General features: G+C 68.4%; 25 protein-coding genes. 9 read left to right on the forward strand and 16 right to left on the reverse strand.

Translation table 11 applies throughout. The features are described 5' to 3' along the window. Nucleotides 1–191 precede the first annotated feature (191 nt). A complete protein-coding gene (locus TY25_RS09320) occupies nt 192–1,616 on the forward strand; it encodes an MDR family MFS transporter (protein ID WP_042255518.1) in 1,425 nt (474 codons plus the stop codon). A gap of 27 nt (nt 1,617–1,643) precedes the next feature. Here TY25_RS09320 and TY25_RS09325 read toward each other — a convergent pair whose 3' ends face one another. Further along, on the reverse strand, nt 1,644–2,630 hold the full coding sequence (locus TY25_RS09325) for an endonuclease/exonuclease/phosphatase family protein (protein WP_042255519.1): 987 nt from the start codon (nt 2,628–2,630) through the stop codon (nt 1,644–1,646). Nucleotides 2,631–2,838: 208 nt separating this feature from the next. Between TY25_RS09325 and TY25_RS09330 the strand changes: the two genes are divergently transcribed. Continuing rightward, complete coding sequence (locus TY25_RS09330; protein WP_042255567.1) at nt 2,839–4,800, forward strand: ABC1 kinase family protein; 1,962 nt, start codon at nt 2,839–2,841, stop codon at nt 4,798–4,800. On the opposite strand, the gene TY25_RS09335 is transcribed toward TY25_RS09330, so the two are convergent. After that, nucleotides 4,778–6,028: an FAD-dependent monooxygenase gene (locus TY25_RS09335; RefSeq protein ID WP_042255520.1), complete on the reverse strand. Its 1,251-nt coding sequence runs from the start codon at nt 6,026–6,028 to the stop codon at nt 4,778–4,780. The genes TY25_RS09330 and TY25_RS09335 overlap by 23 nt on opposite strands. 65 nt (nt 6,029–6,093) lie before the next feature. On the opposite strand from TY25_RS09335, the gene TY25_RS09340 reads away from it, so the two are divergent. Then, nucleotides 6,094–6,690 (forward strand): TetR/AcrR family transcriptional regulator C-terminal domain-containing protein, encoded by a 597-nt coding sequence (locus TY25_RS09340; protein WP_042255521.1) that lies wholly within the window; start codon nt 6,094–6,096, stop codon nt 6,688–6,690. Here the strand turns inward: TY25_RS09340 and TY25_RS09345 are convergent. From TY25_RS09345 to TY25_RS09355, 3 genes are read right to left on the reverse strand one after another with little or no spacing between them, the layout of a single operon-like run. Beyond that, nucleotides 6,673–6,909 carry a 2Fe-2S iron-sulfur cluster-binding protein gene (locus TY25_RS09345; RefSeq protein ID WP_042255522.1) on the reverse strand — a complete coding sequence of 79 codons (237 nt, stop codon included), beginning with the start codon at nt 6,907–6,909 and terminating at the stop codon, nt 6,673–6,675. The two genes, TY25_RS09340 and TY25_RS09345, sit on opposite strands and share 18 nt — an antisense overlap. Further along, the gene (locus TY25_RS09350; protein WP_042255523.1) at nt 6,906–8,243 is read right to left on the reverse strand and encodes an oxygenase MpaB family protein; all 1,338 of its coding nucleotides are present in this window, start codon (nt 8,241–8,243) and stop codon (nt 6,906–6,908) included. The genes TY25_RS09345 and TY25_RS09350 overlap by 4 nt, the downstream gene beginning before the upstream one ends. 3 nt (nt 8,244–8,246) lie before the next feature. Further along, nucleotides 8,247–9,266, reverse strand: coding sequence for an oxygenase MpaB family protein (locus tag TY25_RS09355; RefSeq protein ID WP_042255524.1), 1,020 nt, complete (start codon nt 9,264–9,266; stop codon nt 8,247–8,249). A 47-nt stretch (nt 9,267–9,313) separates the two neighbouring features. Between TY25_RS09355 and TY25_RS09360 the strand changes: the two genes are divergently transcribed. Next, nucleotides 9,314–9,979, forward strand: a complete 666-nt coding sequence (locus tag TY25_RS09360; RefSeq protein ID WP_226887380.1) for a TetR/AcrR family transcriptional regulator — start codon at nt 9,314–9,316, stop codon at nt 9,977–9,979. Nucleotides 9,980–10,035: 56 nt separating this feature from the next. Here the strand turns inward: TY25_RS09360 and TY25_RS09365 are convergent, their stop codons facing one another. Then, nucleotides 10,036–11,460: an amino acid permease gene (locus tag TY25_RS09365; protein WP_042255525.1), complete on the reverse strand. Its 1,425-nt coding sequence runs from the start codon at nt 11,458–11,460 to the stop codon at nt 10,036–10,038. A gap of 361 nt (nt 11,461–11,821) precedes the next feature. On the opposite strand from TY25_RS09365, the gene TY25_RS09370 reads away from it, so the two are divergent. After that, nucleotides 11,822–12,592: a siderophore-interacting protein gene (locus TY25_RS09370; protein WP_042255526.1), complete on the forward strand. Its 771-nt coding sequence runs from the start codon at nt 11,822–11,824 to the stop codon at nt 12,590–12,592. Between the two features lie 46 nt (nt 12,593–12,638). On the opposite strand, the gene TY25_RS09375 is transcribed toward TY25_RS09370, so the two are convergent. The 6 genes from TY25_RS09375 to TY25_RS09400 all read right to left on the reverse strand — a co-directional run bounded on the left by TY25_RS09375 (nt 12,639) and on the right by TY25_RS09400 (nt 18,267). Then, a complete protein-coding gene (locus TY25_RS09375) occupies nt 12,639–13,547 on the reverse strand; it encodes an alpha/beta fold hydrolase (protein WP_081868769.1) in 909 nt (302 codons plus the stop codon). Between the two features lie 30 nt (nt 13,548–13,577). Further along, on the reverse strand, nt 13,578–14,195 hold the full coding sequence (locus TY25_RS09380) for a TetR/AcrR family transcriptional regulator (RefSeq protein ID WP_042255528.1): 618 nt from the start codon (nt 14,193–14,195) through the stop codon (nt 13,578–13,580). A 10-nt stretch (nt 14,196–14,205) separates the two neighbouring features. After that, the gene (locus tag TY25_RS09385) at nt 14,206–15,351 is read right to left on the reverse strand and encodes an aromatic ring-hydroxylating oxygenase subunit alpha (protein WP_081868770.1); all 1,146 of its coding nucleotides are present in this window, start codon (nt 15,349–15,351) and stop codon (nt 14,206–14,208) included. A 144-nt stretch (nt 15,352–15,495) separates the two neighbouring features. Beyond that, complete coding sequence (locus tag TY25_RS09390; RefSeq protein ID WP_042255570.1) at nt 15,496–16,548, reverse strand: ABC transporter substrate-binding protein; 1,053 nt, start codon at nt 16,546–16,548, stop codon at nt 15,496–15,498. 2 nt (nt 16,549–16,550) lie between these two features. Continuing rightward, nucleotides 16,551–17,438 carry an ABC transporter permease gene (locus TY25_RS09395; RefSeq protein WP_081868771.1) on the reverse strand — a complete coding sequence of 296 codons (888 nt, stop codon included), beginning with the start codon at nt 17,436–17,438 and terminating at the stop codon, nt 16,551–16,553. Then, nucleotides 17,428–18,267: an ABC transporter ATP-binding protein gene (locus tag TY25_RS09400; protein WP_042255529.1), complete on the reverse strand. Its 840-nt coding sequence runs from the start codon at nt 18,265–18,267 to the stop codon at nt 17,428–17,430. Before TY25_RS09400 ends, TY25_RS09395 begins: the two co-directional genes overlap by 11 nt. Before the next feature lie 146 nt (nt 18,268–18,413). Between TY25_RS09400 and TY25_RS09405 the strand changes: the two genes are divergently transcribed. After that, nucleotides 18,414–20,102, forward strand: coding sequence for an ATP-binding protein (locus TY25_RS09405; RefSeq protein ID WP_172595833.1), 1,689 nt, complete (start codon nt 18,414–18,416; stop codon nt 20,100–20,102). Continuing rightward, on the forward strand, nt 20,084–20,755 hold the full coding sequence (locus TY25_RS09410) for a response regulator (protein WP_042255530.1): 672 nt from the start codon (nt 20,084–20,086) through the stop codon (nt 20,753–20,755). Before TY25_RS09405 ends, TY25_RS09410 begins: the two co-directional genes overlap by 19 nt. Nucleotides 20,756–20,758: 3 nt before the next feature. Here TY25_RS09410 and TY25_RS09415 read toward each other — a convergent pair whose 3' ends face one another. Then, nucleotides 20,759–21,331: a carboxymuconolactone decarboxylase family protein gene (locus tag TY25_RS09415; protein ID WP_042255531.1), complete on the reverse strand. Its 573-nt coding sequence runs from the start codon at nt 21,329–21,331 to the stop codon at nt 20,759–20,761. A gap of 69 nt (nt 21,332–21,400) precedes the next feature. Here TY25_RS09415 and TY25_RS09420 point away from each other — a divergent pair, with 69 nt between their 5' ends. Further along, a complete protein-coding gene (locus TY25_RS09420; protein ID WP_042255573.1) occupies nt 21,401–21,745 on the forward strand; it encodes a winged helix-turn-helix transcriptional regulator in 345 nt (114 codons plus the stop codon). Between the two features lie 7 nt (nt 21,746–21,752). Here TY25_RS09420 and TY25_RS42530 read toward each other — a convergent pair whose 3' ends face one another. From TY25_RS42530 to TY25_RS09435, 3 genes are all read right to left on the reverse strand, one after another. Then, nucleotides 21,753–22,292: an LppP/LprE family lipoprotein gene (locus tag TY25_RS42530; RefSeq protein ID WP_162184195.1), complete on the reverse strand. Its 540-nt coding sequence runs from the start codon at nt 22,290–22,292 to the stop codon at nt 21,753–21,755. A gap of 134 nt (nt 22,293–22,426) precedes the next feature. Beyond that, a complete protein-coding gene (locus TY25_RS09430) occupies nt 22,427–23,119 on the reverse strand; it encodes an HAD family hydrolase (protein ID WP_081868772.1) in 693 nt (230 codons plus the stop codon). Further along, nucleotides 23,116–24,672: a mannitol dehydrogenase family protein gene (locus TY25_RS09435; protein WP_162184196.1), complete on the reverse strand. Its 1,557-nt coding sequence runs from the start codon at nt 24,670–24,672 to the stop codon at nt 23,116–23,118. Before TY25_RS09435 ends, TY25_RS09430 begins: the two co-directional genes overlap by 4 nt. 603 nt (nt 24,673–25,275) lie before the next feature. On the opposite strand from TY25_RS09435, the gene TY25_RS09440 reads away from it, so the two are divergent. Further along, entirely contained in the window at nt 25,276–26,334 is a 1,059-nt protein-coding gene (locus TY25_RS09440; RefSeq protein ID WP_042255534.1) for a Gfo/Idh/MocA family protein, read from the forward strand. Nucleotides 26,335–26,354: the final 20 nt, after the last annotated feature.

Here is a 26,354-nt window from a genome sequence, read left to right on the forward strand (position 1 = left end):
CGCGAGTGTTCATGCGACGGCCACCCACCGGGACCGTGCCACGCGCCTGCCCGTCGGCGGCCGTCCACCGCCGGGTCGCGAACCGGTACCGGCGTACCGCGTCGCGACCGCGAAAATTCCCATGCGGGAATAGCTCGGCTGGAGATACGTTCGTTGTTGGTGGTTAGGTGAGCGAACGAGAGGGGCCGCGTGTGGCGACCGAGACCGTGCAGTCGTCCGTAGGTCTTCGTTCGGAGCGTGGCGCCATTCTCGGCTCGCTGATGCTCGCGACCGGACTGGTCGCCTTGGATTCGACCATCATCGCCACCGCGGTGCTGACGATCACCAGCAGCCTCGGCGGATTCGCCCAATTCCCCTGGCTGTTCTCCATCTATCTGCTCGCGCAGGCGGTCACCGTCCCGATCTACGGCAAGATCGCCGACACGGTCGGCCGCAAGCCCGTCATTCTCTTCGGCGTCGCCGTGTTCGCGCTCGGCTCGCTGCTGTGCGGCCTCGCGACCAGCATGCTGGGACTGATCATCTTCCGCGCCGTGCAGGGCATCGGCGCGGGCGCGATCCAGCCGATGACGATGACCATCGCGGGCGACCTCTACACCCTGACCGAGCGCGCCAAGGTGCAGGGCTACCTGGCCAGCATCTGGGCGCTGTCGTCGGTGGCGGGTCCGCTGCTCGGCGGCATATTCGCCGATTACGTCAGCTGGCGCTGGATCTTCCTGATCAACCTGCCGCTGTCCGCCGTGGCGGGTTGGATGTTGTTGCGCAGCTTCAAGGAGAGCGCGCCGCGACGCAAGCAGCAGGTGGACTATCTCGGCGCCGCACTGCTGACCATCGGCGCGGGCGCACTGATCCTCGGCCTGCTCGAGGGCGGGCAGGCCTGGGCCTGGAGCTCGCCGACCAGCGTGGCCATCTTCGCCGGGGGCGCGCTGCTGCTCGTGCTGTTCGGTCTGGTGGAGCGGCGGGCCGCGAATCCGGTGCTGCCGCTCTGGGTGTTCACCCGCCGGGTGCTCGTCGCGAGCAGCGTGGTGGGCGTGCTGGTCGGCGCCATCCTGCTCGGATTGACCTCCTACGTGCCGACTTTCACGCAGGGCGCACTCGGCACCAGCGCGCTGGTCGCCGGGCTCACCGTCGGCGCGCTCACGCTCGGCTGGCCGATCGCCGCCGCACTCGCCGGAAAGGTGTACCTGCGCCTCGGATTTCGAGCCACCGCGCTGATCGGCAGCGGATTGGCCACGGTGGGCGCCGCGACCACCCTGCTGATCACCGAGGATTCGACGCTGTGGCAGGTAGCCGCCTCGTGTTTTCTGATCGGCGCGGGCATGGGCTTGGTCGCCGCGCCCACGCTCATCGCCGCGCAGGCGAGCGCGGAATGGTCCGAACGCGGCGTCGTCACCTCGGCCAACATGTTCGCCCGCTCGATCGGCAGCGCGGTCGGCGTCGCGGTGTTCGGCGCGATCGTGAACGCGCGGATCGGCGACACCGATCATCCGGCGCCGGCCACGCTGTCCTCGGCGGTGCATCTGGTGTTCGTCACCGTGACGGTGATGGCGGTGGTCATGCTGCTCGCCTCGGCCTGTATGCCCGCGCGCAAATCCGTCGGCAGCGCACCCGCCGAATGATCGCTACTGCTTGGAAATCGCTGCTGCTCAGATGAATTCGAACGTCGCGACCACCGGCGCGTGGTCGGACTCCGGGTACTTCTTGTCCGTCGCGAAGTCGGCCGACTCGTCGTGCAGCACCTCGTTGTGGATCTCGGTGCCGCGGTAATTGGCGAGCAGGTTACGGGTGACGAGCAGATGGTCCAGCATCGCGCCGCGGCCATGGTGGAACAGGGTGTAGCGCGCGGGTTCGGGCACCGTGTGCTCGAGCGGCACCAGGACCCGGCCGGCGAGCGCGCCGTTGCCGGTGTCCTCCACGTCGCCGCGGATCGCGACGAGCGGAACCTCGTCGGCGGTCGCGTTGAAGTCACCCGCGACCACGATGCGGGCCGCCGCGTCCTGGTCCAGGATCTGGTCGATGAGCCTGCGCACCTCGACGGCCTGGCTCATCCGTTTCATGCCGGACAGGAACGAGCCCTCGGCCATCGCCCCGGCGTCGCGCCAGGTGAAGCGGTCGGCCTTCTGGCCGGGGATATCGGTCGGCAGTTTCGACTTCAGGTGTACGACGATCACGTGCAGCGGCGCGCCGAACAAGTCCAGTTCGACGTGCAGCACCGGGCGCTCGATATTGATCGGGTGCGGTTGCGCCGCAGGTGGATTCGCGGTCAGGATCTGATACATCGGTGCCGCGACCAGATCGTTGAGCAGCTGCGTGCGCGCGGTGACGGGCAGGGAGGTGACCAGCACGAGATTTCGTTCGTCGAACACCTCACCATTGGCCTTCTCCGTCGACACGACATTCCACCCGGACAGTCGAGTGCCCTGCAGGAGATCGGCCAGCGCCAGCAATGCGCGCGGCTGGCCCGGGCGCTCCTGACCGTTCACCTCCTGCAGGCACAGGATGTCGGCCCGCAGCCGATCGATCTGCGGTCGCATCACCGCGATGCGGTCGGCGAGCGTCGGCTCGAACGGTCCGGGATTCGGTGTCTCGTCGAAATTTTCGAGATTGAACGTCGCAATACGCAGGGTGACCATGTCACACATCCTCATCAGGCCCCGACGATTCGAACGTCTCAATTGTCGCTCTGGGCAGCAGTGCGCATATAGGTACCCGACTACCCGAATTTGCGCCGGTGGCTGCGCGGAATCCCCCGCTCCACCCTGCGGCATCAGGGTGATCCCCGATGGTCAGCGGGCGGGGGCTCCGGCATGCTCGGCGCATGGCGAATCGCGGGTGGTCGTGATGACGGTGGTATCAGCGGTTTTCGTGCTCGTCGGGTGGGCGCTGCTGGTCTGGCTGGTCGCGACCGTCGCCCGGCGGGTGATCGGGACGCCGGTGGGCTGGCCGCGGACCGTGCTGCTGTCCGCGGTGTTTCCGGTGGCCGGGTCGACGGCGGCGACCGCGTTGGCGCACCGGCTCGGGCTGGTCGACGACGCCGGTGCGATCGCCGCGCCGTGGGGTGCGCTCACCGTGGTGGTGCTGCTGTGGGCGTGGATCTTCGTGCTGCTGCTCGCGGTGCTGTACGTCGCGGAGCTCATCGTGCCCAGCGGGTCGGTGCCGGGCCCGATCGCGCTGGTGCGGCGTTGGCGGCGGTCGCGGCAGGAGGCGATCCGGTACTGGCAGTTGCTCGGTGTGCTGCTCCGGCACGGGCTGGGCGGGTTCCTGCTGCGCGGCTCGCGCGCACATCCGGACCGGACCAGCGCGGCGGCGGCCAACCTGCGTGACGCGCTGAACGATGCCGGTGTCACCTTCGTCAAACTCGGCCAAATGCTGTCCACCCGAAGGGATGTCGTCCCTGCAACGATCGCCGACCAATTGGCGACGCTGCAAACCGACGCGACACCGCTGCCGTGGGACCAGGTGGAGCTGATCATCGCGGCACAACTCGGGCGTCCGGCCACCGAGGTCTTCGCCTCGATCGAACAAGAACCGCTGGCCGCCGCGTCGGTCGGGCAGGCGCACGCCGCGGTACTCACCGACGGCAGCCGCGTGGTCGTCAAGGTGCAGCGTCCGGGGGCCCGCACCCAGGTGGCCCGCGACTTGCAGATCATGGGACGGTTCGCGCGCAAGCTGGAGCGCGACGCGTCCTGGGCCCGCGAGATGGGTGTGACCGATCTCGTCGCGGGCTTCGCCGCCTCGCTGACCGAAGAACTCGACTACACTGTCGAACTCGACAACATGCGCAATCTCGCTGGGGCAGCACAGGATTCGGCGATCACGATGCCCATGGCTTATCCCGAGTTCTGCTCGGCGAGCATGCTGGTGATGCAGCGGCTCGACGGCGTCCCGGTCGGCTCGGCCCGCACGGTGCTCGACCGCTTGGACTCCCCCACCCGAGCGAGGGCCGCCGCCACGCTGCTGTCGGAGACACTGCGGCAGATCTTGGTCACCGGGGTTTTTCATGCCGATCTGCACCCGGGCAATGTGCTCATCGATGACCAAGGACAGCTCGGCCTGCTCGATTTCGGCGCGGTCGGCCGGCTCGACGAAACCGAGCGGCTGGCCATCGCCGCGTTCCTGATCGCCATCGACGGGGACGATTCGGTCGGCGCGACCGACGCCATGCTGCGGCTGCTCGGCGAGCCCGCCGACTTCGACCGGCGTACCTTCGAACGGCGGATCGGGCAGGTCATCGTCCGGTTCCGGGGCGGGTTCGGTGCCGGCGGCAGCAAAGCGCTGTTCACCGAGATGATCGGATTGATCGCCGCGGCCGGGTTCGCCATCCCCGGTCAGGTGGCCGGGGTCTTCCGCACCCTCGCCTCGGTGGAAGGCACACTGCTGCTGCTCGATCCCGGCTTCGACCTGCTGGTGTCGGCGCGGCGCGCGGGCGACGACATCCTCACCCCGCTGCTCTCGCCCGACCGTCTCGCCCTTCGCGCCAAGGGCCAGGCGTTGGCGGTTCTCCCAGTGCTGCAACGGCTTCCGGGGCGTATCGACAAGATCAGCGCGGACCTGGCGGCGGGGCGATGCAGCGTCGGCGTGCGCGTCTTCGAGCATCCGGCCGATCGCGCGTTCCTCGCCGAACTCGCCCAGCGGCTGATCACCGCGCTGTTCGCCGCGGCGTGTGTGGTCGCCGCGGCGGTGCTCCTGGTCGCCGGGAGCGACGCCGAATTGATCGGCGGCGTAGCGGTTTCCGCGGTGCTCGCCGCGGCGCTGGGGTTGATCGGCGCGGTACTGGGGATCAGGACGTTGCTGCGGAACTGAGTTCCGGGTACGCCGGAAGCGACCAGTCGCCGCCCCGGTCGGTCTTCGCGCGCCGGGCGACGAGTTCGGGAATGCGCAGCGCGCAGGCGGCCGCGGTCAAGGCATGGAACGCGTCGATGCCGAGCTGCGTCGACGGCATACCCAACCGGAGCAACCGCGGTTTCACGGTGGCCTGGATCTCGTCCACGAACGGCCGCAGGGTGGTGTCGTAGTTCGCCAGCGCCGTGGACAGGTCTCCGGTATGCCGGTTGATCTCGCCCGCCAGCACGTACGCGCCGACCAGTGCACCGGACACCCCCATGCCACTGTAGGGCGAGGCACAGTGTGCGGCGTCGCCGACCAGCACGACGCGCCCCGCGGACCAGGTGTTCGTGCGCACCTGCAGCGCCTCTTGGGAGTAGAAGCTTTCGGTGGTGCGCATGCCCTCGAGGAAGCGTTCGGTCTGCCAGCCCGCGTCGAGGAATCGTTCGGTCCAGAACTGCTTTTGGCGCTCCACCGGTTCGCGATGCACCGCCGACGCCTCACCGGAGGTCTCGCGCAGCATGAAGTAGACCTGCGTCTCGGCCGGATTGTGGCTGCGGCGCATGATCATTCGGCCGTGCGGCGCGTGATGGGTGTCGCGGATATCGCCGTCCGCGGGGATGCGCGGAATGAACCAGTAGGCCATATGGATGCCCACCGGCCGGTACGGGTCGGGCGCGGCGGCGGGCTGGATCGCGCGGCGGATCCGGGAGCCCTGGCCGTCCGCGCCGACCAGTAGGTCGAATTCGCCGGAGCTGCCGTCGGAGAAGTGGGCCAGCACCCGCGCGTCGTCCTGTTCGAACCGTTCCACGGTGCGCCCGAAGAGGTACCGCACGTCGTCCGCTGTCGCGTCGTGCAGGATGCGCACCAGATCACCGCGCATGATCTCGTATTCGGAGGTCAGGGTCTGCCTGCCCTGGCCGGAGGTGTTGGCCAGGATCGTCCCGCGCGCTCGGCCCCGCGCGTCGACGAAGGAGACGCCGGCTTCGTGCACGAGCTTGCTCCGGACGGCGTCGAGCAGGCCCATGCGCTCGACGGCGTCGATGCCCTGACCGCGCAGGTCGACCTGCGCGCCGCTGGCGCGCAGCGCCGGGAAGCGTTCCGCGACCACCACTTGGTGACCGCCGTGGGCGAGCCAGTAGGCCAGGGCCTGCCCCGCGATGCCACCCCCGCAGACGAGGACTTTCAAGGACCGAACGGCCGTCATGACCACTCCAATCTATCAGTGATAGGTTCCGCTTCGAGGCTACCTATCGCTGATAGATTGTCAATATGGCAAAGCTGAACCGGGAAACCGTGATCGCCGAGGCGCTCGCATTACTGGACGAGGTCGGACTGGACACGGTCAGCACGCGGCAACTCGCGAAGCGGCTCGGCGTCGAGCAGCCCTCGCTCTACTGGCACTTCCGTAAGAAAGAAGACCTGCTCGCCGCCATGGCCGAGGCCGCGATGGCACCGCACGCGACGGCCCCGCTGCCCACGGCCGCCGACGACTGGCAGGACTGGTTCCGCGAGAACACCCGCAGCTTCCGGCGCACCCTGCTGCTGCGTCGCGACGGCGCGCGACTGCACGCCGGCACCCATCCCGGCGCGGGCGACCTCGGCCGGCTCGAGCACAAGATGGCGTTCCTCATCGCGGCCGGGGTGCCCGAGCGGGACGCGCAGATGGCGATGTTGACCGCGAGCAGGTTCACGGTAGGTGCGGTGCTCGAAGAACAGGCGGACGACGGCTCCGCGGCACAGATACCGGATATCCCGCGCATCGATCACGAATCGGCGTTCGAGGCGGGGCTGACCCTGATCGTGGACGGGCTGGCGCAGCGCGTCGAACACGCTGGGGCACAGCCGAACTCAGAGATCCAGAGTTAGCTGGGCGTCCTGTCCCGCCGCGGTGACACAGGGCCGGATGGCGCGCGGCGGTGCGCCGAGAGCCACGGTCTCGCAGGTGCCGCAGATGCCCGCCCGGCACAGCGACGGGATCTCGATGCCCGCGCGCTCGAGCGCCTCCAGCACGGTGAGTTCGGCGGGCACGGTGAGGGTCCGGCCGGAGCGTCGCAGCCGCACCACGAGCGCGGGCGGCCGAATCATCGGACGGGACAGCGGTTGAGGTTCGCGGCGGAATTGTCGTGCTGGTCGTAGGGCGTGCCGTAGATGCCGACCCGAGCCGCCAGCAGCTCGGCCACCTTGGTGTTGCGCCGCCAGACCGGGTCGTCGGCGGCGGCGCGGCGCGTCCGGCGCCGCCGGGCGCCCGGCAGCTTGTCGTCGAGTGCGCGCAGCCGGACGTCCAGCCCGGCGGCGATGCCGGTCAGCGCCGCCCACGGCTGAATCGGCACGCTGTGTAATGGCGTGTCGCGCAGCAGTTCTCGCACCAAACCCGGGCTGCTGAAGTAGGCCAGCATGCCGACGAGCGGCGCCGTCGCCTGTACTTTCAGCCGATCGGCCAGGCTGGTGCCCGCGAGCCGGTGCGTCGCCGCGCCCGCCATATTCGCGGTCCACTCCGGCGCCGTGCCCGCCGTCGCGACCATGTAGTCCGACATCTCCATGCCTTCGACGGCCGAGCGCGGGATCAGTTCATCGGCCACACCGAAGACGTAGGCGATGTAGGCCCAATAGTGCATCACCGCGTTCAGTTGCCGCTCGGTGCAGGGCCGTCCGTGCGCATGGTCGAAACACATCGGGGACAGCCCGAACGTCACGGCGGCGCCCATCATGGTGCTGTTCGAGATGGGATTGCCGTGCGCGGCGAAATGGTCCGCGCCCCAGGCCCGGCGCAGTCCGGCGCGCACCTGGGCGTGCATCAGCCGCACCCGCACGGTGTCCCTGAACACCGGCGACCGGCGTTGCATGCCGCCGCGCACGGTGACGTTGCGAAACCAGGTGGCGGTCTCCAGGTTTCGCCGGTACGGGTCGTTGACGAACCGCCCGGTGGCACCGGTCGCCGAGGCCACCTCGGCGCCGACGAACGTGCCCATGAAGTCCTGCACGCCCATCGCGAGTTTGCCGGAGGTCGAGACGTTGATCCACAAGCGGCGGCCGTACTCCCACAGCTCCGGGTCGTACCAGTCCGGCGGGGTGTCCAGGCTCGCGAACAGCGAAACCAGTTCCGGCGGTGGGTCGTCCACCGTCTCGATGCCGTGGTCGAGCGCTTGGTCGAGCAGGCGCCGGCCCGCGGCCGTGCCGATTCGGGCGAAGGCGGCGACCAGCCGGTCCATCGGCTCGTCGCCCTGCCACAGATGGTCCGCCATCAGACGGGTGCGCGGCGTCTCGACCGGGATCGGCCGCACTTCCAGCCACGGCGACAGGATCGATTTCCTTGGCTCGTACCATAATTCGGTGGCCACGGCGCGCGGCGGGGCGGGTCGCAGCGGCATCCCCGGACGGTAGTAGTAGTCGTAGGGATGGTGGGTGTGCACGTCGAGCATCGGTCAGAATCCTGTCAGTTGGCGAAATCTCGTCACCGGCGTGCTGCCGTGATCCGCGTGCACGGGGCAGTAGTGTTTCGGATCGGCACGGTGTTCCGGTGCGGGCCATAGCAATTCGGGGGCTTCCGGCGGCGCCAGCGTGGCCGGACGCCGGCCACGCGCGCGACGTCGCCCGGCCCGGATCCGGGGGAAGAAATAGCGGATTTCGTCCGGGGTCACCCGGTTCAGCGCGGTGAACAACGCGCACCACCGGTCGAACCAGAACTGGTCCCGCGGAGTCCAGTCGAAACCCATCGTGCGCCGGATCGCCGGATCGCACAGGCCGATCGTGACGAACTGGTAGAACCTGGCGCCCGCCGGGCGAAACAGCCTGTTCCACAAGGCTTCCGGCAACAGCTCCAGGATCGGGAACGGCGGCACCGGGGCCTGTTCGGCCAGACGGTACACCTCCCATGCGGCCTTGGTCGGCTCCAAGACCTGCTCGCACATGTGATTCCAGTACTCCTGGAACTCCGGCCAGCTCTTCGGCACGACCCGCATGCTCATCCCGTACATCTCGTACCACTGGTATTGCTCGCGCCAGAGCTGCTCGCGTTGTCCCGGCGTCAGCCCGCCCATGAAGAGCTCACCGGCCCGCAGGGTCTGCACGAAGAACACCGCGTGCGCCCAGTAGAACGTGCCCGGGTCGAGGGCGTGATATCGCCGCCCCTGTTCGTCGCGGCCTTTGATCGTGCGGTGATAGTCGACGATCTCGCGCGCGGTCTGCTCGGCGCGCGGGCCGTCGAAGACCACGCCGACGATCGGGTACGCCGACCGCAGCACGCGCTGATAGAACTCGTCCTTGATCTGCGAGTGATACTCGACTCCCGCACCGAGACCCGGATGCATGTTCTGCACCATGCCGAGGAACAACCCGCTCGGTGCGAAGTACAGCGAGCCGAAGATCTTCCAGGTCAACGAGTCCGGGCCGAGCGGAACAGGTACACGGCGACCCTCGTGCACCACGTCATTGTGTGCCACCATGAATCGATGCTGACACGAATAAATACTCGCGTTCAATTCGTCTTCTGATGCCGCCGAAGACCCGGAAAACCCCGCAGCAGCAGCGGTCTCGCGCCATGGTCGCGCGCCTCGTCGACGCGGGTCAGGACGTGCTGATCCGGCACGGTTACGACGGCGCGTCCACCAACCGGATCGCCGAGGCGGCCGGGGTCAGCCCCGGCTCGCTGTACCAGTACTTCCCGGACAAGGACGCGATCGTCACCGCCGTGATCGACCGCTTCAACACCGAGGTCGCGGCCGTGGTGCACGGCAGTGTGCTGGCCAACCTCGCCGAACCGCCCGAAATCGCTGTTCCCGCAGCGATTTCCGTACTGCTCGAGGCGCTCGGCCAGCATCCCGCGCTGCTGCGCGCGGTGATCGAGCAGACCCCGCGGCTCAGCGGCGCGAACACGGTGTTCGCCTTCGAACAGCAGATCGGCGGTATCGCCAGGGCCGCGCTCGCCATGCACAGTGCGGCGCTGCCCGACGACGTCGACTTCGACGCCGCCTCGTGGCTGCTCGTGCGCACCGTAGAACATCTGACGATCCGCTACGTGCTGGACCAGCCGCCCATTTCCCGCGAGCGGTTCCTGGCCGACATCACCAGGTTGATCCTGAACTTCTTCTATCCCGCGCCGAGCGGCCTACCTGCGAAGAGACCGCCGCCGCGCCGGTCACGAGCAGAACGCGAGTAGCCGATACGACAACGGGCACGCGCCGCACCTCGCGGTCGCGTGCCCGTTTCGACGCTCTAGTGCTCGGCAGCCTTCCCGCGCGCACCGAACCGGGTCAGGCCCACATAACCGGCCGAGACCAGCACCGCCCACACCAGGCCGACCACCAGCGCGGTCCGCCCGCTCTCGGTCCAGAACAGCAGCACGACCACCAGGGCCAGGAAGGCCAGCGCTCCGACGGTGGTGTACGGGGCGGCGGGCAGGCGATAGTCGCTGGCGGGCAGTTCGCCGCGCGCAACCTTGGCACGGTAGATCAGGTGGCAGACCAGGATGATGCCCCACACGAAGATGATGCCGATGGTGCTCACCGAGGTGATGTAGTTGAACGCCTTGTCCGGCGAGATGACATTGACGATCACGCCGATCACCATCGCGGCCGCCGACACGCTGATGCCGACGTACGGCACCTGCCGGGAACTCAGCTTCGCCAGCGCCGACGGGGCTTCGCCGTGCATCGACAGGGTGCGCAGCATGCGGCCGGTCGAGTAGATGCCAGAGTTGCACGACGACAGCGCCGCGGTCAGCAGCACGAAGTTGATGATGCCCGCCGCGCCCGGAATGCCGATCTGCTGAAACACCTCGACGAACGGGCTCTTGCCCTCGTGGAAGGTGCGCCAGCTCGCCACCGACATGATCACCAGCAGCGCGCCGACGTAGAATAGGCCGATGCGGAACGGCAGGGTATTGATCGCCTTGCGCAGCGTCTTACGCGGGTCGCGAGCCTCGCCGGCCGTCACGCCGACCAATTCGACACCGACATAGGCGAACAGCACGATCTGCAGCACCAGCAGCGACTGCCCGAAACCGTTCGGGAACACCCCGCCGTCGGCCCACAGGTTGGTCACGGTCGGGTTCGCGGCGTGGCCGAAGCCGATGGTCAGCACGCCGAGGCCGAGCAGGATCATGCCGATGATCGCGGTGACCTTGATGGCGGAGAACCAGAATTCGCCCTCACCGAACAACCGCACGGAGATCAGGTTCGCCGCGAACATCACGGCGAGCACCACCAGCGCGGTGATCCACGGCTCGATATCGAACCAGTACTGCACGTACTTGCCCGCGACCGTGATCTCGGCCATGCAGGTGGCCACCCACACCGCCCAGTAGGACCAGCCGGTCACGAAACCCGCGAAGCGGCCGAGGAATTCGTGCGCGTACTCGGCGAAACTGCCCGACACCGGCCGATAGGTGAGCAACTCCCCCAGCGCGCGCATGATGACGAAGATCGCCACGCCCGCCGCCAGGTAGGCCAGGATCAGCGCGGGGCCCGCCTGCTCGATCGCGCCGCCTGCGCCGTAGAACAGGCCGGTGCCGATCGCGCCGCCGATGGCGATCATCTGAATGGTGCGCGGGCTCAGGCCGCGCGCGTAGCCCTCCGATTCGCCGGCGCCGGTCTGGTCGAGGGGTCCGGCGTCCGATACTTCACGGTCGGCGGCTGTCATAGTGCGGTCCTTCTCTCTTGCGGCAACGACGCGACGGCCGGGGTCGTCGGTCGGTGACCCCGGACACATGACATGGGATCATCGCATGTTCCCGCATCGATCAGCACGTCACGCTACCGGTCACGCCCGCCCGGCGGGCACCGAGCAGCAACCGGCGAACCCGACTTCGCAGGTAGACGCCCCACACCAGGCAGGTCGCCACAATCGGACCGGTCCGCTGAACGAACTACTTCGAAAACGATGCCGCGCCCGAACGATTCCGCGGCGACGCCCGCAACCGAACGCCGCGCCGCCTCGTTCACGATCAACGGGGAGTAGTGTCAGTAAGGTAACCCTAATTCTAATCGTGGGAGGATTACCTATGGCTCGACCTCGCACCACCCTCACCGTGCAGCGCACCGAGTGGCTCAGCCCGCATCTGATCCGGGTCCACCTCGGCGGACCCGGTTTCGCCGCGTTCAAGGACAACGAGTTCACCGATTCCTACGTCAAGTTCATCTTCGAACGCGACGGCAGCGAGGTGCTGCGCACCTACACGGTTCGCTCGGTCGATCAGGAAGCCGGCGAACTGGCCGCGGATTTCGTGTATCACGGCGCCGAGGGCATCGCGGGACCGTGGGCGGCCGAGGCCGAGCCCGGCGACACCATCGACCTGTACGGTCCCGGCGGCGCGTACGCACCCCGGTCCGACGCGGACTGGCATCTGCTGGCCGGCGACGAGGCGGCGCTGCCCGCCATCGCCGCGGCACTGGAAGCGATGGACGCGGACGCGGTCGGCTACGCGTTCGTCGAGGTGGCCGGACCGGACGACGAACTGCCGGTGCGCAAGCCCGACGGCATCGAGTTCACCTGGTTGCACCGCGGCAGCCGCGGACCGGGCGAGGTGCTCGCCGAAAGCGTGCGCAGCGCGCCGTGGAAAGACGGGCAGGTGCAGGTCTTCATCCACGGCGAGGCCCAGACCGTCATGCACGACCTGCGGCGCTACGTGCGCCGCGAGCACAATGTGCCCGCGGAATGGGCGGCGTCGATCTCGGGCTACTGGCGTCGCGGTCGCACCGAAGAAGGCTTCCGGGAGTGGAAGGCCGAGCTGAAGGCGAAAGACGGGGCCGAGCCCGCGGCTTCGCCGAGCTGAGCCGAGTTCTACCTGAGCAGACGGCCCGAGGCCGCATGCGGATCGGTCAGGACGGCGTCGAAGTTCCGGAGTCCTTCAGCACGTGCTCGATTGCCGTACGAGTCGCCGCCACATACTTTTCCGGCTCGGCCAGGAAAACGTCATGGGCGGCGTCGAGCTCGATCACCTCGGCGCCGAGCAGTGCCGCCAGTTCTCGCTGGTCGGTAGGTGGCACCGCCCCGTCGCGGGCGGTGACCACCACCGCCGTGGGCAGCCCCGCGAGTTCGGCCGCGTGCGGCCGGAAATCGAAGGCGTACTCGGCCAGGATCACGTCGACGATCACGCGCGGATGACACTGTCCCAGTTCGGCACTCAGCCACGGCCATAGTCGGGCCACCTCCGGCACGCGCGCTCGCGCCCTGCGGAAGTAGGCCAGTGGCAGAGTGCGGCCGATGCCCGCGCTGACATGCGCGAGCGGGCGCAGCCCGCGGAAGAGCACCCGGCCGATCTGGTCGGTGCGGCTGTCGAAGGCCATCGCGGTCGCCTCGAACACCAGCCCGCGCACCCGATCCCGGTGGCGCCGAGCGAATTCCAGGCCGACCGGCCCGCCCAGCGAATACCCGCACACCACCACCTGATCGATGCCCAGCGCGTCCAGCACCGAAGCGGCGTCGTCGGCGCACCGGGTGATGTCGAATCGTTCGCCGGCGGCCAGCGGCAGGCCGCGGCCGTGCCCGCGCAGGTCCAGTGCGACGAGACCGTGCTCCGCCGCGACCGACGGCATCAGGTGACAGAAATTGACATCCGCCGTCAGCGCCCAACCATGCAGCAGCAGAACCGGATCGGGACCGGGCACGAATCGGACCGCGATCGTCGACCCGTCGGGTAGCACGATCGTCCGGCGTGGCGGCAGCCCGGCCGGACCCTCGACCACGTCCCCACCACCGTGCTCAGCACCCCCCGAAAGGCTCGCCATCACCCGAACGACGGTAGCCGATGATCGCGCTCAGGAAAGGGGTAACGCCTGCGCCGCCCGCCGGATCTCGGGCAGCCGCGCCGGGTCGGCGAGCAGTCCGGTCAGGGCGAATTCCACGATCTCCGCCGGGCTCACCGCGATCTCCGGCAGCGCGAGGGCATCGAAGAGGGCCTGGACGAGGCGCGCCCCGGACACCGGATCCATCGCGCGCACGTCACCTTCGCGCTGACCCGCCGTCACCAGATCGATGACGATGCGATCCAACCGGGTGACCAGGCCCAGCTCGGCGGTGAAGCGTTCCCGGGTCAGCTCCTGAGTGGTGAGGATGGACGCGAGTACATACGGCGACCGTTGCAGATGGTCCAGCGCTTCCCGCAACCACCGATGCAGTTTCACCACCGCGGGCGCGTCGAGCGCTGCCAGTTCGTCCGCGAGTGCCAGCGGACGTTCCAGACCGAGGCGGACCAGTGCGGCGAGGATGTCGTCTTTCGCGGCGAAGTGCTTGTAGATCGCGGGTTGGCGCACCCCGACGGCGGCGGCGATGTCGCGCGTCGAGGTGGCCGCGAATCCGCGCACGGCGATGAGCTCGGCGGCGGTACGCAGGATGCGTTCGGCCGCCGGGCTCGATCGGGTCGTCTCCGCCGTCATGCGTTCCAGGCTAACGGCCGTACGGTTCGTCCCCGAGCAAGGCGGTGGCCAGATTGCGGTAGAAGGCCAGGATGCCGGGCTGCTCCTTGGGGCTGAGGTGACCACGCGCGGTGAATTGCGCGGCGACGCCGCGCTGCACGGCTTCCAGGCCGTCGCGGTCCTCGTCGTTGATCATCATGGTGACCGCCTGCTGGGTGCGGCGCAGCGCTTCGGAATCGGTGGCCAGTTCCGGCAGGGTGAGCACGCCACCGATCACCTGAACCCGGTCGATCGCCGTCGGCGTGAAGCTGAACCACACCACCTGGTCGCCGATCGCGATGAACGCGCTCACCGGGAAACCCAGCAGCAGCATGCCGTTGTTGCGCTGAATCTCGTTCAGCCGCACCGCTTCCGGCTGCACCGGCAGAGCGAGCGGGATTCTGGCGTGCAGCACCCACGGCGAGTAGTGCTCGACGTGGATATCGCTGCCGCCCGGCATGAACGGTTCGAGCGTCTCCCGGTGCAGGCCGATGACGTGATAGTTCTCGTGCCCGTTCTCCATCACCAGTTTCCAGTTCACCTGCCATTCCAGCGACCACGAGTCCACCTGCACCATCTCGCCGAGGCGGTACCCGTCGAACTGGGCCGCGGCCCGATCGAGATGGTCACCGATCGGTTCGGCGTCCGCGTCGAGATTGATCCAGACCAGGCCGTTCCATTCCGCCAACGCGAATTGCGGCAGCCGGCACAGCTTGGGCGCGAAGTCCTGGTTGCCGCCCATGTACGGCGCGCCGCGCAGCTTGCCGTCGAGGCCGTACTTCCACAGGTGGTAGCGACAGGTGAACGAATCCGTATGGCCCGCACCGGGTTCGACGAGCGGCATCAGCCGGTGCCGGCAGATCGAGGACATCGCGCGCAGTTCGCCGTCCTGGCCCCGAGTGACCACCACCGGCTCTCCCGCGATCGATAGCGCCACATAGTCACCGGGACGCGCGAGCTGATCGACGTGCGCGGCCAGGATCCAGCTACGCCGGAAGATCAGCTCACGCTCCAGCTCCCACAACTCGGGCGAGGAGTACGCGCTGGGCGGCAGGGTGAGCGCCGGGGGTTCCGGCTCGAGGTAGCGGTGCAGTTCCGCGAGGATCTCGCGGATGCCCGAGGTGGTGATCGCGGTCATGGGGCCTCCCGAACATGAGGTTATCGTTCGATAACTTCCTCTAGGTTATCAAGTGATAACCACTCGTCAAGGCATTAATTCGGGTGCCGGCACGACGGCGGGCCACCCCGGAAACCCGGGATGGCCCGCCGTACCTCGAGCGCGCTACTGCTTCGGCGCGCGCAGCGCCTCCTCGACGAACCGGGTGGTGTAGGTCTTCGACAGATCGATGCGGTCCCGGACCGGGCGCACGTTCTTCGAATACTGGCCGAGGATGTTCAGAACGTTCTGGGCGCCTTCGGGTTTCATCACGCCGTCGCCGTTGAACATGCCGATCGAGTCGCGGATGGACTGGACGTAGAGGTCCTTGCCCGCGCTCGCGTACTGCGAGGGCATCTGCGCGGCGATCTCCTCCGGAGTGTGCGCCTTGATCCACTGCAGGGTCTGCACGAACGCCGCCGCGAGCTTGCGCACGATCTCCGGGTGCGCATCGATGGTCGCGCAGCTCATGTACAGCGAGGTGGCCGGATACAAACCGCCCAGGGCGGCCCGGGTGCCCGCCTCGGTGCGCATGTCGACCAGGATCCGTGCTTCCCCGGAATTGACCATCTGCGCGACCGTCGGGTCGGTGGTCATGCCCGCGTCGATGCCGTTGTGGTTCATCCCGGCGATGAACGTCTGTCCCGCACCGACTTTCACCCTGGTGTAGTCCGCGGTGGACATCCCCTGCTGACCGGTGAGCGCCTGGGTGAGGAAATCGGTCGACGAGCCGAGCGAGGTGACGCCCAAATTCTTGCCGCGCAGATCGGCCGTCGACTTGATCTCGTCCGCGTCCGCCGTGGACACCAACTCCACCTCGCCGGGCACGTCCGAGAACTGCACCACCGAACTGATGCACTGATCCTTGGCCTGCAGGTCGATGGTGTGGTCGTAGAAACCGACCACCGCCTGTACATCGCCGGTGAGCAACGCGGTCTCGGCGTTCGCGCCGGACTGCTCGCCGAGCAGCTTCACATCGATGTCGTTGCTCTCGAAGTATCCGAGCTGCTTGGTGAGCATCGCGGGCAGGTAGATCACCTTCTCCAGCCCGCCGACCATGATGGTGATCTCCGGTCGCCCGTTCACCATCGGAATATGGCGCGAATCCCGGCATCCGGTGGCCAGCAGCAGCGCCGCCACGGCCAGCACGACGACCGTCACATGCTTGCGATATCTCATGCTCAGATCCCGTGGCTCGGGTTCGCCTGCGAGGGACGCCATTTCAGCAGGCGGCTCTCCGCGTAGCCGATCGCCCACTCGGCGAGCAGCGCGATGACGGTGATGATGATCATGCCCGCGTAGATACCCGCCGAATCGAAGGTGCCCTGCGCGTTGCTGATCAGCAGACCCAAACCCTTACTGGCCCCGGCATATTCACCGACCACCGCACCGATCAGCGCGAAACCGAAAGCGGTGTGCAGACTGGACAGGATCCAGGTGGTCGCGCTGGGCAGCACGATCGCGGTGAGCACCTGCCGTTTGCCCGCGCCGAGGATGCGCGCGTTGTTGATCACGTTGCCGTCCACCTCCCGGGCGCCGGTGAACGCGTTGAAGAACACCGCGAAGAACACCAGCACGACCACCGTCGCCACCTTCGAGCTCAAGCCGAGACCGAACCAGATGATGAACAGCGAGGCGAGCACGATCCGCGGAACGGCGTTGAGCCCCTTGATGAACGGCGCGAGCACATCGGCCCAGTAGCGGCTGCGCCCGAGCAGCACGCCGAGCACGACACCGGCCACGGTGCCGATCACGAAGCCGAGCACCGCCTCCTGCACGGTGGTGTAGATCTGCAACCAGATCGAGCCGAATTGGGTTCCGTCGGTGAACCATTCGACCAGCCGCGCCCAGATCAGCGACGGCTTCGAGTAGAAGAACGGGTCGATCCAGAGCGAGGCGGTCAGCTCCCAGGACCCCAGCCACAGGGCCACCAGCGCCGCGCGCAGTCCCCAGGTGCGGATACCCGCGCGCCGGGCATTGGTGCGCACCCGCGCGAGGATCTGCTCCTCGGACTCGTTCTCCGGGACCGGCGCTGCGGCGGAACTCTTTTCGAGAATGTCATGCGACACGGGTCGCTCCTTCCTTGACCGCCCCGCCCGCTGCCGTGGCCCCGGCACCACGTGCCGCCTCGACCTGATCGCGCAGCGTTTCCCAGATCTCCTTGTAGATATCGCGGAACTCCGTGGTGAGCCGCACCTCTTCGACATTGCGCGGACGCTCCAGCGCGACGGTGAAGTTGCCGCACACCGTCGCCGGGCTCGCCGTCATCACGATCACCCGGTCGGCGAGCACGATGGCCTCTTCGAGGTCGTGGGTGACGAAGATGACGGCGGCGCCGGTGCCCGCCCACACGCGCAGCAGTTCGTCCTGCATGAGCTGGCGGGTCTGCACGTCGAGCGCGCTGAACGGCTCGTCCATCAACAGGATTTCCGGATCGTTGACCAGCGTCTGTGCCAGCGCGACCCGCTTGCGCATACCGCCCGAGAGCTGATGCGGATAGTAGGTCTCGAACCCGGCCAGGCCCACCTTGCGTACCCAGACCGAAGCCTGCTCCCGTGCTTCGGTTTTCGACTTGCCGCGCAGCCGCGGGCCCAGGGCGACGTTGTCCAGCACGCTCTTCCACGGCAGCACCGCGTCCTGCTGGAACATGTAGCCGATGCCGTCGGGGATGCCCCGGACGTCCTTGCCGCGCACCAGGGTCCGGCCCGCCGAGGCCGGTTCCAGACCGGACACCAGGGACAGGGTGGTGGACTTGCCGCAACCGGTCGGGCCGACCACGGCGACGAATTCGCCGGGCCCGACCTCGAGGTCGAGGTCCTTGACGGCGGTGTGGATGCCGCCACCGGTGCCGGGGAAACGCTTGGTCGCGCTCCGCAGCTCGATGAGTGGGTTGGTCATGATTTCTAGCTCCTGCGAGTCGAGATAGAGCGAACGTACGTGGCCCCGGTCACAGGCCGGAGCTTGTGCGCACAAGCCGTGCAAAGTGCCGATTCGGAGGTTCTGCGCATTCTGCTCACGCCGGGCGAGTGGTCTATGCTGCGGCAATGGCCACTGAGGGCGCGCCGGCCGTGCGATTGAGGACGCAAGTTCTGCTGCTGCAGATCGTGGTGGTCACCCTTACCCTCGGCGTCGCCTTCGCGGTTTTCGGCTATCTCAGCGATCAGCGGCTGCGCGACGGTTACGGCCAGCGCGCCCTCGCGATCGCGCGCACGGTCGCCGCCGATCCCGTGGTGCGCCGCGAGGTGGCCCGGTACGCACCGGGCGCCATCGACACCGATCCGGCGCTGCGCCGCGAACTCGCAGACGGGCCGCTGGAGCGCATCGCGGTCGACACCACCCAGCGCACCGGCGCGCTGTTCGTGGTGATCACCGACGATGCCGGCATCCGGCTCGCACACCCCGACGCCACCCGGCTCACCGAACACGTCAGCACCGATCCGTCCGGCGCGCTGGCCGGGCGCGAGGTGATCGCCGAGGAACGCGGCACGCTCGGCGACTCGGTACGCGCGAAAGTCCCCGTGCTCGAATCGGATTCGGAACAGATCGTGGGCGCGGTGAGCGTCGGGATCGCCACCGACGCGGTGCGCGATCAACTGCTCGACGACCTGCGCACCGCGGGACTGCTGGTCGGCGCCGCGCTGCTGGTGGGGATCGCCGGATCCATGGTGCTGGCCCGGCGCTGGCGCGGGCTGACGCTCGGGCTCGAACCCGCCGAACTCGCCGAACTCGTGCGCGGGCAGGCCGCGGTGCTGCACGGCATCGGCCGCGGCGTGCTCGCCGTCGACGCGCGGTGGCGGACCACGTTCGTCAACGACGAGGCGCGCCGGCTGCTCGGCATCGGCGCGGAAACAGGACGTCCGGTGGCGGAGATCGGGTTGACGCCACGGGTGCTCGAGGTGTTCCGCGGACTCGACGAACAACCCGCGTCGGCCACGGTCGGCTCGCACATCGTGGTGGTCGCGGCCCGGCCCGTGCAGCGCGAGGGACGCGACCTCGGCGCGGTACTCACCGTGCGCGACCGCACCGACGTCGAAGCGCTGACCCGTCAGCTCGACGCCGTCCAATCGATGAGCACCGTGCTGCGCGCCCAGCGCCACGAATTCTCCAACAAGATGCACCTGATCAGCGGGCTGCTGCACAGCGGACACACCGAAGAGGCGTCGCGCTCGCTGGACGAGATGATCGGCGCCGGGCCGCTCGGCGCCGCAGCACCCGGCATCGACGCCATCCACGACGCCTACCTGCAGGCCTTCCTCGCCGCGAAGGCCGCGCATGCCCGCGAGGGCGGCGTCGAACTGGTGCTGGGGCCCAACACCTGGGTGGACGGCACCCTTGCCGACCCGGTCGACGTCACCACCGTGCTCGGCAACCTGCTCGACAACGCGATCGAAGCCGTGCACGTCTCGGGCAATACCGTGCGGCAGGTGGAAGTAGAACTGGTTCAGCAGGATTCGACGTTGCACATCGTCGTGGCGGACAGCGGTGACGGTGTCGCGCCGGAGCTGATCGACGTGCTGTTCACCGAGGGCACCTCGACCCGCGACGGCCGCGACGTCCCCGGCGGACGCGGGGTCGGGCTCGCGCTGATCCGGCAGATCGCCCGCACCCACGGCGGCGATGTGCGTCTGGCCAGTCCGCGCGGCGGTGCGCCACCGCTGACCGGCGCCGAATTCATCGCTCGCATTCCCGGCGTGCTCGTAGACAGCAAGGTGTCATGGCCCCAACAGATTTGACCGTTCTCGTCGTCGACGACGACTTCCGCGTCGCCAACCTGCATGCCGCGATCGTGGACTCCATCGCCGGATTCACCGTCGCGGGCACCGCGAACACCCTGGCCGCGGCCCGGGTGATCCTGGACGCGGGGCAGGTCGATCTCGCACTCGTCGACGTGTACCTCCCCGACGGCTCCGGGGTCGACTTCGTCCGCGAATTACGGTGTGACGCGATGGTTCTGACCGCGTCCACGGACAGCGACACCGTCCGCGCGGCGCTGTCCGCGGGCGCGCTCGCCTACCTCGTCAAGCCCTTCCAGCACACCGAGCTCGCGGCCCGGATGGCCGCGTACGCGCGTTACCGGCGCATCCTCTCGGCACCACAGGTGGACAACGCCCGGGTCGACGCGGCCCTGCAGGCCTTGCGCCCGGCCGCCGCGGCAGCCGCCTCGGCCACCGTCGCCTCTCCCACCAAAGACCTTGTCCTCCAGTCGATCCTGGCCGCGGGCAGCCCGCTCTCCGCGGGCGAGGTGGCCACCGCGATCGGCATCTCCCGCGCCACCGCCCAGCGCTACCTGGCCACCCTCGTCGGCACCGGCACCCTGCGCATGAGCCTGCGCTACGGCAGCACCGGCCGACCCGAACAGGAATACTCCGCGACGAGCCGGAGCTGAGGTTCAGTTCGGGAAGCGACGCGCCCAGGATTCGTGCGGGACCTGCGCGGCGTTGATCACCCCGCTCAACAGTCGGTACCAGCCGGCGATGGTGACGAGTTCGAGCACCTGATCGTCCCGGTAGCGCGCCTGCAGTTCGGCGCACAGGTCATCGGAAACACTGGCGGTCTCGTGGATTTCGTCGGCCAGGCGCACCAGCGCACGGTCACCGCCGGACCACGCCGGGTCGGTGGGCGCGCTCACCGCCGTCGCATCGATCTGCGCCGGGGTGAGGCCGACTTCCGGAGCTTGGAGCACCGCGTGCACGCCCCATTCGTACTCCGCGCCCGCCCGTGCGCAGGTCCGCAGGATGACGATCTCGCGGGCGCGCGGCGGCACGCGGCCATGGCCGAGGATGCCCGCGCCGAGCGGGCGCATCCGGCTGAAGAGTTCGTCGTGCACCGCGAGCGTACGGAACAGCGCGAGCGGCTCGATCGCCGTCCCCGGCGGCATCCACTTGGTGAGTTGCGCTGCGATATCCGGAGCGTAGGGCGGTTGCAGCGGCGCGATGCGCGGCCGGGATTCGATGGTACTCACGGCGGATCCTCACGAATGCCAGACGGACGGAGTAATCTTGCTTCGAAAAACAGAGCAAGGATGGTGACGATGGTAGCTTCGGATTCCGAAGCAGACAAGGGTCCGGTGGTTGGACGCCCGGTGCGCGGTTCGCAGTCCGGACGCCCGATCATGGTGCTGCTGGATCTACTCGGCAGACGCTGGGCGCTGCGGGTGCTGTGGGAACTGCGCGACGGCCGAGCCGTGACGTTTCGCGAAGTGCAGGCCCGCTGCGGCGGCATCTCTGCCAGCGTGCTCAACGATCGGTTGCGGGAACTACGCGAGGCCCGGGTCGTCACCGCCGAGCCGGACGGTTATCAGCTGAGTCCGGACGGGACGGATCTGCTGGCCGCCCTCGCGCCGTTGCAAGTGTGGGTGCAGCGTTGGGCGGAATAGGTGGTGGCTACCTCGGCGGCGCGCCGATCATGGTGACTTTGCTTCCGTCCCAGCGGAATTGGACGTGGGTGACGGTGCCGTCGTCGCACGCGTTGCAGCTGCCGGGTGTGCGGTAGAGCAGGCCGACCGTGTCATCGGTGGTCCGATCGACGTCGAGTGAGGTGAAACCGTAGGCGCGCGGCGTCGCGGTGCCGAGGTACGCGCCCCTGTGGAACAACAGCGCGTGATTGGGCGAACTGCCGGTGGCGCCCTCGACCGTGACGATCACCGTCGACAGGGTGGCACACGGGTCGAAGTTCCCTTGGAAACCGCGCGCGTCCGCCGACCACGGCGCCTGCGTGACCGGCTCGACCGGCAGCGTGGCGAGCGCGGACTGGATCACCTGCGCCGACAGGTCGATGCCGCAGCGGACCGGCGTGGTCGAGGTGGTGGGCACGGCCGAATGTTCGTGCGGCCCGGCCGCCTCCGGCTGCCGATCGCCCGCACACCCGGCGCAACCGAGCAGGAGCACAGCACAGGCGACGAGCACAGGTCGAGCAATCCGCACCACGGAAATCCTTTTCGGGTCCACCGACGGGTTCGAGCGAGCAGTGCACAGTCTCGCCCATCCGGCCGGCGATGTCGATCACCACGGGCAGGCCGCCCCCGACGGCCGGCCCGTTACCGCGGCGCGAACCCGCGCTAGGCGGTCTTGGCGGTGCTTGCGGCGTTCACCGCCGCGACGTACTCGATGACCCGGTTCAGGTCCGGGTAGAGCCGGTGCGCGATGCGCCGCGACTCCTCCGTCGGCTGCACCAGATCCGGGACCAGGATGCAGCGCAGGCCGGCCGCGACGGCCGCGCGGATACCGTTGGTCGAATCTTCCAGCGCCAGTGTGGTTTCCACGTCACCGTCGAGTGCGGCCATGGCCTTCAGGTAGGGCTCGGGATCGGGCTTGCCCTTGGTCACGTCCTGCCGGGTCACCACCGCGTCGAAGCGGTCGGCGATGCCCGCGAGTTGCAGGTGATGGTCGGCCCGGTCCCGGGACGAGGAAGTGGCGATCGCCTTCGGAATACCCTGCGCCTCCAGCGCGTCGAGCAGCGCGAGGGCGCCGGGCTTGGTGGCCAGCCGGCCGCTGTCGACCAGCTGACGCAGGTGCACGTCGTGCAGATCGAAGTACTCCTCCAGCGGAAAGCCCCGCCCATAGGCAGCCGCCGCGAGCGTGCGACAGCGATCGGCGGGCACGCCGATCATGCTGCGGCAGAACTCGATCGGCATGTCGTAGCCGAGTTCCGCGCCCGCGCTCACCAGCGACTCCATCGCCAGGCTCTCCGAATCGATCAGCAGACCGTCCATATCGAAGACGACTGCGCGCACCGGATTTTCGGCGTTCACCTGTTGCTCCCTTCCCATTCCGGCGCGAGCCTGCGCCGTACCGCTGCGTCCACACCGTCGCGCGTGAGGTCGGCCAGGGCGTCACCGACCTGACGCTGCACCCGCTGCGCTTCCGGCAGCGTGCCGAAAATATCGGTGCGCTGCAAGAACGCCTGCGCACAGCGATGCGGATCGGCGTCGACCAGCTCGGTGAGCGAGTCCTCCCGGGGGTCGATCAGCTCCATCACGGCGTCCGGGTGGTGGCTCGCGGTGAACCACCGGATCCAGGCGGCGATCAGCAGGGTCGCGCCCGGAGTCGGCCGGCCCGCGGCGATATTGTCCCGCAGGGCGTCGACGACCCGCGGGATCATCTTGTCCGAGCCGTTACGGCCGATCCGGGTCATGTCCTGGGCGATGGCCGGGTTGCGGAAGCGGCGCATCAGGTCGTCCACGGTCCGGCGCAGCTCGGGGCCGGGCAGGGCCAGCGTCGGCCCCTGCTCGTCCAGCATGAACTGCCTGGCCAGCGCGGCGAGCGCCGGATCGGCCGTCGCCTCGGCGATGGTGCGGTGGCCCGCGACGCCGCCCAGATAGGCGAGCAGCATATGCGTGCCGTTGAGCAGGCGCAGCTTGGCCAGCTCGTAATCCTTGACGTTGGCGACGAATTGGGCGCCACCGAGCTCCCACTGCGGGCGCTCGCCCTCGAAATCCTCGATCGTCCAGGTCATGAACGGCTCGGCGGACACGGGGGCGTGATCGTCGATGCCGCCGAGCCAGTTGCGCGCGATCGCGGCATCGGTGGGCGCGGTCGGTTGCACGATGCGATCCACCACACTGTTCGGGAACTGGACGTGCCGGGCGATCCACTCGGCCAGGTGATCGTCGCGCAGCAGTGCGAAGTCGATCACGGCGCGGCGCAGCGTGCTGCCGTTCGCGCACAGGTTGTCGCAGCTGATCACCACCGGCGGCGTGCTGCCGCGGCGACGCACCAGTTCCAGTCCCTGGGTGAGCATGCCGATCGGGGTGATCGGCCGGGTCGGGTGCCGCACGTCGTGGCGCACGCCTGGACAGTCGGTCTCCAGCCGCCCGGTGACCGGCGATACGCAGTAGCCGCTGGCGGTGACGGTCAGGGTGACGATCTTGACCCGCGGATCGGCGATCCGGTTCGGCACGCCGATCAGGTCGGAGGGCGCGTGCACGGTCTCGGTGAGCGCGCCCACCACCTCCACTCTGGCCTGCCCGTCCTCGTGCAGCAGGGTCGTGTAGAGGTTGTCCTGGGCGCGCAGGGCGTCGACGATCGTCGGCCGGTTGATCGCCACGGCGGCAATGCCCCAGCGCGAGTCACCGGTCTGGTTCATCGCGTGCTGGGTTGCCAGCGCCTGGTGCGCCCGATGGAACGAGCCGCAGCCCAGATGCAGGATGCCGGTGGTCAGGCTGCGCGGCGCGAAGCCGGGGCGAGCCACCGTATCGGGCAACCGATGGAGCAGGTCGGCCGACAGTCGCGGGACCACATGGCCGGGTACCCGGGTGTTCATTTCGGTTCGGGTTTTCTTCGCCGTAATCAGCGGCACACGCATGTGCGGCCTCCGTTGGGTTATACGAGGGGCAAGCGGCATAACGCCTAATCACCATTGACTCAGCGATATTTCAAACGCTAGATCAGGGTTGCCAGTATTTCGACAGCTAATCCGTGATCCAGCTAACTGAAGGCATGGCGCAGCAGGTCAACTGCGGTATTGCAAAAATTCCGTAAAGTGCCACTTCAGCGCGGGCGAATCCGCGCACGAATTCGGACATACCCGATTTGCCGGCAGCAGCGAGTGAAATACGTCACCGGCGAGCAATGGCGATATGTCTGATACGACAGCCTTTAAGTAAGTTCTCAGATTTGCCAAATAATTGCCGAATTTTTGGCGGAGAATACAACGGCACGGTCGAATGCACACCGCCGCACGCCACGAAAAAGCGCCCCGACAGGGTTATTTCCAGATGGAAGCGACCACCTGCCGGGGCGGCACACGAGAGACCGGTCACAGCGTCGTCGTGGGCAGAAACCGAGTTTGCTTCGGCGTTGCCGCTATGCCGTGGCTCGTAGCCGTCCAGCCGACCGAGGATCGGCCGCACTGCGCGCCGCCGGGCATGATCCGAGATCCGTGGCGGACCGACTAGCGTTCAAGACTATGAGCGAGAGCATCCTGCGGGTCGCCGTGATCGGTTACGGATTGGCCGGATCGGTCTTCCACGCGCCGTTGATCGCCACCGAACCGCGGATGCGCGTCGCCGCGGTGGTCACCTCGTCCGCAGAGCGCGCCGCGCAGGCCGAGCGGGAACATCCGGGCGTCCGGGTGCTCGCCACCGCCGACGAACTGTTCGCCGGCCCCGGCGAACTCGATCTGGTGGTCGTCGCCACGCCCAACCGGACGCACGCGCCCCTGGCCACCCGGGCCGTCGACGCGGGACTGCCGGTGGTGGTCGACAAACCCTTCGCGGTATCGGTCGCCGAAGCCGAGGCGCTGGTGGAGCACGCGGCGCGGGCGGCGGTGCCGCTCACGGTGTTCCAGAACCGGCGCTGGGACGGCGATTTCCGGACGGTGCGCGCGCTGGTCGAGGCGGGCACGCTCGGCGCGGTGCGGCGATTCGAGTCGCGGTTCGAGCGCTGGCGGCCGACACCGAAGGGCGGCTGGCGCGAGATGGGTGGCCCGGCCGACGGCGCGGGACTGCTCTTCGACCTCGGCAGCCATCTCGTCGATCAAGCGCTCACCTTGTTCGGACCCGCGGAATCGGTGTACTGCGAACTGGATCGGCGGCGCGCGGGCATCCAGACCGACGACGACGCCTTCCTCGCGCTGACCCACGCCGACGGCGTCCGCTCGCACCTGTGGATGAGTGCCGTTGCGCCGCAACTGGGTCCGCGTTTCCGGGTGCTCGGCGCGCGCGCCGGGTACGTCACCTACGGGCTCGATCCGCAAGAGGCCGCGCTCCGCGACGGTCGCCGCCCGGGTGACGGCACTGTCTGGGGCACAGTCGAGCCCGATCAGTGGGGCCTGCTCGGCGCCGAGCCGGATACTGCGCCCACACCTACCCACGCGGGCGACTATCCCGCCTTCTATACCGCGCTGGCCGACGCATTGCTCCACGGCAACGATCTGCCCGTCGACCCGCGTGACGCCGTCGCCGTGTTGCGCGTGCTGGAACAAGCCCGCCGCTCGGCCGACGCGGGCGAGGTCGTCGCGGGCTGAGAATCCGGTTGGCCTGACGC

The sequence above is a fragment of the Nocardia brasiliensis NBRC 14402 genome, from assembly GCF_000308475.2.
Lineage (GTDB): Bacteria > Actinomycetota > Actinomycetes > Mycobacteriales > Mycobacteriaceae > Nocardia > Nocardia brasiliensis.

Excerpts from the sequence above, each read along its gene's own strand:
- TY25_RS09325 (WP_042255519.1), bottom strand. The coding sequence starts at position 2,630 with ATGGTCACCCTGCGTATTGCGACGTTCAATCTCGAAAATTTCGACGAG.
- TY25_RS09330 (WP_042255567.1), top strand. The coding sequence starts at position 2,839 with ATGACGGTGGTATCAGCGGTTTTCGTGCTCGTCGGGTGGGCGCTGCTG.
- TY25_RS09335 (WP_042255520.1), bottom strand. The coding sequence starts at position 6,028 with ATGACGGCCGTTCGGTCCTTGAAAGTCCTCGTCTGCGGGGGTGGCATC.
- TY25_RS09340 (WP_042255521.1), top strand. The coding sequence starts at position 6,094 with ATGGCAAAGCTGAACCGGGAAACCGTGATCGCCGAGGCGCTCGCATTA.
- TY25_RS09345 (WP_042255522.1), bottom strand. The coding sequence starts at position 6,909 with ATGATTCGGCCGCCCGCGCTCGTGGTGCGGCTGCGACGCTCCGGCCGG.
- TY25_RS09350 (WP_042255523.1), bottom strand. The coding sequence starts at position 8,243 with ATGCTCGACGTGCACACCCACCATCCCTACGACTACTACTACCGTCCG.
- TY25_RS09355 (WP_042255524.1), bottom strand. The coding sequence starts at position 9,266 with ATGGTGGCACACAATGACGTGGTGCACGAGGGTCGCCGTGTACCTGTT.
- TY25_RS09360 (WP_226887380.1), top strand. The coding sequence starts at position 9,314 with ATGCCGCCGAAGACCCGGAAAACCCCGCAGCAGCAGCGGTCTCGCGCC.
- TY25_RS09365 (WP_042255525.1), bottom strand. The coding sequence starts at position 11,460 with ATGACAGCCGCCGACCGTGAAGTATCGGACGCCGGACCCCTCGACCAG.
- TY25_RS09370 (WP_042255526.1), top strand. The coding sequence starts at position 11,822 with ATGGCTCGACCTCGCACCACCCTCACCGTGCAGCGCACCGAGTGGCTC.
- TY25_RS09375 (WP_081868769.1), bottom strand. The coding sequence starts at position 13,547 with ATGGCGAGCCTTTCGGGGGGTGCTGAGCACGGTGGTGGGGACGTGGTC.
- TY25_RS09380 (WP_042255528.1), bottom strand. The coding sequence starts at position 14,195 with ATGACGGCGGAGACGACCCGATCGAGCCCGGCGGCCGAACGCATCCTG.
- TY25_RS09385 (WP_081868770.1), bottom strand. The coding sequence starts at position 15,351 with ATGACCGCGATCACCACCTCGGGCATCCGCGAGATCCTCGCGGAACTG.
- TY25_RS09390 (WP_042255570.1), bottom strand. The coding sequence starts at position 16,548 with ATGAGATATCGCAAGCATGTGACGGTCGTCGTGCTGGCCGTGGCGGCG.
- TY25_RS09400 (WP_042255529.1), bottom strand. The coding sequence starts at position 18,267 with ATGACCAACCCACTCATCGAGCTGCGGAGCGCGACCAAGCGTTTCCCC.
- TY25_RS09405 (WP_172595833.1), top strand. The coding sequence starts at position 18,414 with ATGGCCACTGAGGGCGCGCCGGCCGTGCGATTGAGGACGCAAGTTCTG.
- TY25_RS09410 (WP_042255530.1), top strand. The coding sequence starts at position 20,084 with ATGGCCCCAACAGATTTGACCGTTCTCGTCGTCGACGACGACTTCCGC.
- TY25_RS09420 (WP_042255573.1), top strand. The coding sequence starts at position 21,401 with ATGGTAGCTTCGGATTCCGAAGCAGACAAGGGTCCGGTGGTTGGACGC.
- TY25_RS09435 (WP_162184196.1), bottom strand. The coding sequence starts at position 24,672 with ATGCGTGTGCCGCTGATTACGGCGAAGAAAACCCGAACCGAAATGAAC.
- TY25_RS09440 (WP_042255534.1), top strand. The coding sequence starts at position 25,276 with ATGAGCGAGAGCATCCTGCGGGTCGCCGTGATCGGTTACGGATTGGCC.